Here is a 5,978-nt window from a genome sequence, read left to right as displayed (position 1 = left end):
TAGGGTTTGCGGCAAAAAGTTTTTCGGTGGTGGCAGGGTGTGGGGTGTGGGGTGTGGGGTGTGGGGTTTTACCAGTTTTGAGGTGGCCAATTACCTAATTTTCAGGGAAAAAGTGCCTAAATTTCCCCCCGATCACTCCCAGATCCAGTACTTTTTGATTGACAAAAGGTCTAAAAGTCTTACCCAACAAGGTTTTTAGATTTATTCAGCAGACCCTATTTAGGGGTTGCTGGCTTATCACCTTGACATCAGGGCTGTGGAGATTTGTACTCAATTACTATCCTATCGCTAAATTCTGGGAAGAAATCAAAATCCCCCTCAATCCTTAACAAATTCCTAATCATCTCGTTTGGCATCATGATAAGCCGCCCCGAGGTATAATTCCCCTACTTTCGGGTTATTGAGTAAATCTTGACCCGATCCCTGAAAACGATCTTGACCACTTTCTAAAACATAACCTCGATCGGACATCATTAGGGCTTTTTTGGCATTCTGTTCCACTAAAATAATTGCAGTTCCCGTCTGATTAATCGCTTTTATCTGTTCAAAAACGCTGGTTACTAAGATAGGAGATAAAGCTGCCGAAGGTTCATCGAGAATTAATAAATCTGGTTCCAACATCAGCGCTCGTCCCATGGCTAACATCTGTCTTTCTCCTCCGGATAAAGTGCCAGCTTTCTGACGACGGCGCTCAAGCAAACGGGGAAACATGGCATAAATGCGCTCTTTTAAAGATTTTATATTTCCTTTGCTCGTAAAAGCCCCCATTTCCAGATTTTCCTCGATGCTCAGGGACGGAAAAACATTAGCAATTTGGGGAACATAACCCATTCCGAGGGGAACGATTTGATTAGATTTCCAACCGGCGATATTTTGTCCCTTAAAAGTGATAGTTCCAGCACTGGGTTTTAATAAACCAAAAATCGTCTTAGCGAGGGTAGATTTTCCCGCACCATTGGGACCGATAACCGTGACTAACTCCCCCGGTGCAATGCGAAAGTTAACCCCTTGCAATATGTATAAATCCTGCACATAACCAGCATAAACTTGTTCAACTTCTAAAAGATAATCCATGGTAAGGTAAAAAGGAGATAGCAGACAGTAATATGAATTATGAATTATGAATTGGGAAGTGGGAAGCATTTTCAGTGAACAGTAATCAGTGAACTGAAAACTCACATCTGATAACTGATAACTGATCACTGATAACTGATAAATTAGGGAGTTTTTTGTAAATCGGGACGTTCTTGTGGCAGAATTGCACCTTCGACGGGGCATACTTGTAGACAGATACCACAGTCGATACAAGTGGCAAAATCAATCCAATACCAATCGGTTCCCTTAACATTTTTACCCGGTCCGGGATGGATGCAAGCAACAGGACAAGCGGAAACGCAATCGGCAACCCCTTCACAAGTTCCAGTGACGATCGAATGTGGCACAGTGTTTTCTCCTCTAATTCTTAACATTACTTTACCACTTTTAGTCCCTGCCGTGCCAGGATCGGATCATTGTTAGGAAACTTTCTCTTAATTCCCTAAAATATTGGGAGTTTTTTCTTGATCTTAGCAAGAAGTAAAATAGAAGTTTTCGATAGGGTTTTTACTATTCCCTTACGGGAGGACAAATAGTTAATTTCTTCCCGTAATTCCTGATTATTTTTCTGGAGATAGTTATGATTATTATCTAATTCTTTTAGGGATATTCCCATCCCTTGCATAGTATGATAATCTTGCTGTTGTTTCAGATACATTGTCTGTTGTGCTTCCTGTAATTTTCTTAACTCTAACCAGACTTGATGCTGACTTGATTCGTTCCCTTCACTGAGCGCATACCAGAGAAAATTACTGATTTCTTCCGCTATTTTTTGATTAACTTCAAAAAGCTCGATAATATCAATTTTTTCGGGGTTAATTTTCGGGTATGACTTTCTTAAGTCTTGGGCGATATCAGAGGAAAAAGCGATGATTCTAGAAGCGGATAAAATTGCATAGTGTTTTTCTAAATCCACTGTTAAATTGCCGTTTTTTTGTTGTAGTTCAGAAGCAAGTAAAAGTAGAGAAGGAGTGTTTAAGGGACTGGTATAAAAAGTGGAAATAAATAAATTTGCCTGTAGGCGATCGCAAATAGCTTGAATTTTTCTGGCATCCTTTCCCGTGCAATTATAATCGTAGGATTCCGCAGGCCAATATTTAAATTCTTCCCATCTTGGTGCGGTGTTATTTCTATCTAAAATAACAATGTGTTGACTAAATTCTAATTGACTCCAATGCTCTAGAATTGAAGACCAAATTCTGGCTAATTTTCGTTGCTCAAGTTGAAAGATCACGCCATCAATAACAATAATTGGGCATCTTTTCCGGGAGATAGCTTGAATTGTTTGTAATTTTTCTCGCTCATCTTCCTGTAAAATTATGCCTAAATCTTCCATCTTAACTGGATTGGGTTTAATTTCTATATCCTTAATGTCTGGGTGGGGAATTTTATAGATTTTACACACTTGATAATGTTCCTGTAATGCTTGACCATTACTGCCATGTTCTAAGCCTTGGAGATTTAAATAATATAACCCTAAAATCTCAGGAATTAAAGCCATTTTTTCGCCTTGAATGCCGATTCTTAACCAAAATTCGTAATCACCGGCACAGCGAAAATTTTCCTGAAAATAACCATATTTATCGTGCAGCATTTTTCGCCACATTGGTTGAGAACCCACACAACAACCTTGACGCATCTGTTGATAGGAGTAATTTGGCCAATTCCAATGTTTTAAAGCTGGGGTGGTGGCAAAAGTATCATTTTTGAGGGTGGTAATTAATTGATCGGCATAAACTAAACTAATCTCTCTATTGTTATCTAGATAATTAGCCATAATTTCCAGAGCATTAAAACAGCGACGATCATCAGTATTCCCATTGGTGATATAGGAACCCCTAGCTAGTTTAATAGCACGATTCCAAGCGCGGTAGAGGGTTTCTCGTTCTCTAGTTCTCTGGTAAATAATATTAGGATAATTTTCTTGAAACTCTTGAATAATCTCCCCTTCATTCTCCGGAGAAGCACTATCGATAATAATAAGTTCTACTTCTCCCTTTTCATAAAGAGTTTGAGTAACTAAATCCTCTAGACAACCCCAGATAAACTCTGCTGATTTATAGGTAGAAACAATTACAGAAACTTTGATCCTCTGCACTGGTATAGAGTTATTAAAACTAGGATTCATCGGCTTATCTGATCGCAATTCAAGACAGGGAAATTTTTTGATAATTTTGAAAAAGAAGATTTTAAGACTCTATATTTGATCGGGAGAATTGTCAAGATGTTATCGACTCTTATTGAAGATACCAGTTTATTTACCTTTGGCTTGTTACTTGACATAATAAAAAACTATAATGGGAAGGCTGTGGAAAATGAGCAACAATGACCGTATCTTCCTCCCTCGACTGGCTAACCCGTGGCACCAGTGACCTATTCCCCCATCAACCCGACTCCCAAGATCCTAGGGAAAATTTAACCCAACTACTGCAAACTACCGATCGCCCTTTAAGAATTAAACTAGGTATTGACCCCACCGGCAGCGATATTCACCTAGGCCATAGTATCCCTTTTCGGAAACTGCGTGCTTTCCAGGATGCCGGTCATGTAGCAGTGGTGATTATTGGTGATTTTACCGCTAGAATCGGCGATCCGACGGGAAAATCGGAAGTTAGAAAACAATTGACGAGCGAAGAAGTGAGAGCCAATGCCGAGAATTATCTGGCACAATTACGCCCAATTTTAGATTTTAACACCCCTAATCGCCTAGAAATTCGCTATAACTCGGAATGGTTGGGGAAATTAGACCTATCGCAAATTCTCGAACTTCTCTCCACCATGACTGTCGGGCAAATGTTGGCAAAAGAAGGCTTTTCCGAACGCTACGACCAGGAAAAACCGATTTTTCTCCATGAATTTCTTTATCCCTTAATGCAGGGTTATGATTCCGTAGCTGTCGAGGCCGATGTCGAATTGGGAGGAACTGATCAAAAATTTAATATTGTCGTCGGTCGCGATTTACAGAAATATTTCGGCAAAACACCGCAATTCGGGCTACTTTTACCGATTTTAATCGGAACCGATGGCAGTCAAAAAATGTCCAAATCCCTGAATAATTATGTGGGATTGCGGGAATCGGCCCTGTCCATGTACTCGAAACTGGAAAAAACCCCCGACGCTTTGTTAAAAGATTATTACGAACTATTGACAAATTTGCCCTTAGATGCTATGGCGAGCAATCCGCGGGAGGCACAAAAACAACTGGCGATCGAGGTAGTTGCCCAGTTTCACGGGAAAGAGGAGGCATTAAAAGCACAAAAAACGGCGCAGGAGATAGTTCTACAGGGAAATACAGCGGCCGCTGCTTCTGTACCCGAATTTTCCCTCGCGGCGGTCACTTTTCCCCTGAAATTATTCTATCTCCTCTCGGCCACTGGCTTATGTAAAAGTAGCGGCGAAGGGAGAAGACAGATTCAGGGGGGTGCAGTCAGAATCGATAGTGAGAAAATCACCGATGTGGACAAAAGTTTTGAGACAGCCGAAGCTTTAACCGGAAAAGTCCTACAGGTGGGCAAAAATAAATTTATTCGCTTCGTAGCTTAAATAAGCGAAAAAGTCCCTATTCGGCGGCTTTTTCCAGGATTTCTAACTCAAAATCTCGAAAATGGGCTTTAAACTTTTTACTGAACTCGACGAGGACGGGTAGGTTGGCGCTAACCGGCCTACCACGCCATTCGGTGACAATCCCTTTCACCTCTCCCTCTAGTCCTTTCACGTCAAAAGGATCCGATTTGTGTTCAGGATGGTGATAAACTACCACAGACTCAATTACACGAACTCGATCGCCAACTTTCATAAACTCTCTAGCGAAGACAAACGCCTATTGTATCTTTGAAAACAATCTTATCATTCTACGCCGTATCAGGGAACGGGGAACTGAAAACTCTTAAGATTGAAACCTAGAGCCTGAGCTTTTTTCTCCAGATAACGGAGGCAGGGGGCAGGAGGCAGGGGGCTGACGGCTAAAAAACTGATAACTGCTCACTGATTTGATAGCATGGGGGAAAACCTATAGAGGGTTAAGCGGTATGAGTGACTATAAAAATTCTTCTTCCATGCGCTATTTCCTGGCGGGATTAAAACCCTTTGCCCAACCTTTATTTTGGCTACCGTTAGGAATATTTTCCTTGGCTCTAATTGGTTTGTGGGTATATCAACAGAATCCTGAATGGTTGGGTTCGGTATTAGATACCCCAGGAATGTCCTTGGAGGAGCGGGAAATCAGGGCTAACCAGATTACCGATACTCCTCTCCCCACTGCTGTACCATTGCCGGCCATTCCTGCCCATAATAATACCGCTCGCCTGAACAAACCGGCCTCGACGCAGCCTTTTGACCCTTTAAATACTAATCCCGATAACAACCAGAAACCCTCTTTGTTCACCCCGTTAATGCCGCAGCCTAAGCAAAATCAGGCTCCGAAGGCTAGTAAAAGTCTGCAACCGATTCAAGTGCGACCGATTAGTGGCGACACTAGCAATTATCCTTTACAAAGGGAAATCGAAAATCGCTCGCGGACTAATAACTGGAATAATTTTCCTAATCCCAACCCCGGGGGCAGCCCGAATCAAGTCAACCCCCAGGGAAATTATTCCCCTGAGCAACAAAATGTTCAGGCCCTACCCTCCCGGAATAATGCCAACCCTAACCCCGTCCCCGGCTCTAGCAACCAATCCAACTATTATCAACCCCCCGTATATCAGGCCCCCGTTTACGGCAGTCAACCCAACGTCACCGGTTATCCCAATCAGGGAATGCCGCCCAACAATAATGGCATCCCCAATCAAGTTCCCCCTCAAACTACTAACCGAGGCTTCACCATCCAACAACCCATTGATACCCGGTCTTCTGGTTACTAGAAGGACTTAGATAGGAGCTTGCAG

Annotated in this window: 6 protein-coding genes; 2 read left to right on the top strand and 4 right to left on the bottom strand. The window is 42.1% G+C overall.

The features are described from left to right. Positions 1–336: 336 nt before the first annotated feature. The 3 genes from PX636_RS02020 to PX636_RS02010 all read right to left on the bottom strand — a co-directional run bounded on the left by PX636_RS02020 (position 337) and on the right by PX636_RS02010 (position 3,223). Positions 337–1,074, bottom strand: coding sequence for an ABC transporter ATP-binding protein (locus PX636_RS02020; protein ID WP_002797511.1), 738 nt, complete (start codon positions 1,072–1,074; stop codon positions 337–339). Between the two features lie 143 nt (positions 1,075–1,217). Next, complete coding sequence (locus PX636_RS02015) at positions 1,218–1,442, bottom strand: ferredoxin family protein (RefSeq protein WP_041804484.1); 225 nt, start codon at positions 1,440–1,442, stop codon at positions 1,218–1,220. A 95-nt stretch (positions 1,443–1,537) separates the two neighbouring features. Further along, a complete protein-coding gene (locus PX636_RS02010) occupies positions 1,538–3,223 on the bottom strand; it encodes a glycosyltransferase (RefSeq protein WP_002797515.1) in 1,686 nt (561 codons plus the stop codon). A 197-nt stretch (positions 3,224–3,420) separates the two neighbouring features. On the opposite strand from PX636_RS02010, the gene tyrS reads away from it, so the two are divergent. Continuing rightward, a complete protein-coding gene (tyrS, locus tag PX636_RS02005) occupies positions 3,421–4,638 on the top strand; it encodes a tyrosine--tRNA ligase (RefSeq protein WP_002797516.1) in 1,218 nt (405 codons plus the stop codon). A gap of 16 nt (positions 4,639–4,654) precedes the next feature. Here tyrS and PX636_RS02000 read toward each other — a convergent pair whose 3' ends face one another. Further along, positions 4,655–4,891: a ferredoxin-thioredoxin reductase variable chain gene (locus PX636_RS02000; RefSeq protein ID WP_002797517.1), complete on the bottom strand. Its 237-nt coding sequence runs from the start codon at positions 4,889–4,891 to the stop codon at positions 4,655–4,657. A gap of 232 nt (positions 4,892–5,123) precedes the next feature. Between PX636_RS02000 and PX636_RS01995 the strand changes: the two genes are divergently transcribed. Next, entirely contained in the window at positions 5,124–5,954 is an 831-nt protein-coding gene (locus tag PX636_RS01995; protein ID WP_288116070.1) for a hypothetical protein, read from the top strand. The last annotated feature ends 24 nt before the right edge of the window (positions 5,955–5,978 follow it).

The sequence above is a fragment of the Microcystis sp. M53598_WE2 genome, from assembly GCF_030067735.1.
Lineage (GTDB): Bacteria > Cyanobacteriota > Cyanobacteriia > Cyanobacteriales > Microcystaceae > Microcystis > Microcystis aeruginosa.
Note: the sequence above shows the minus strand (reverse complement) of the source record. Positions and strands in the feature narration are given on the sequence as shown.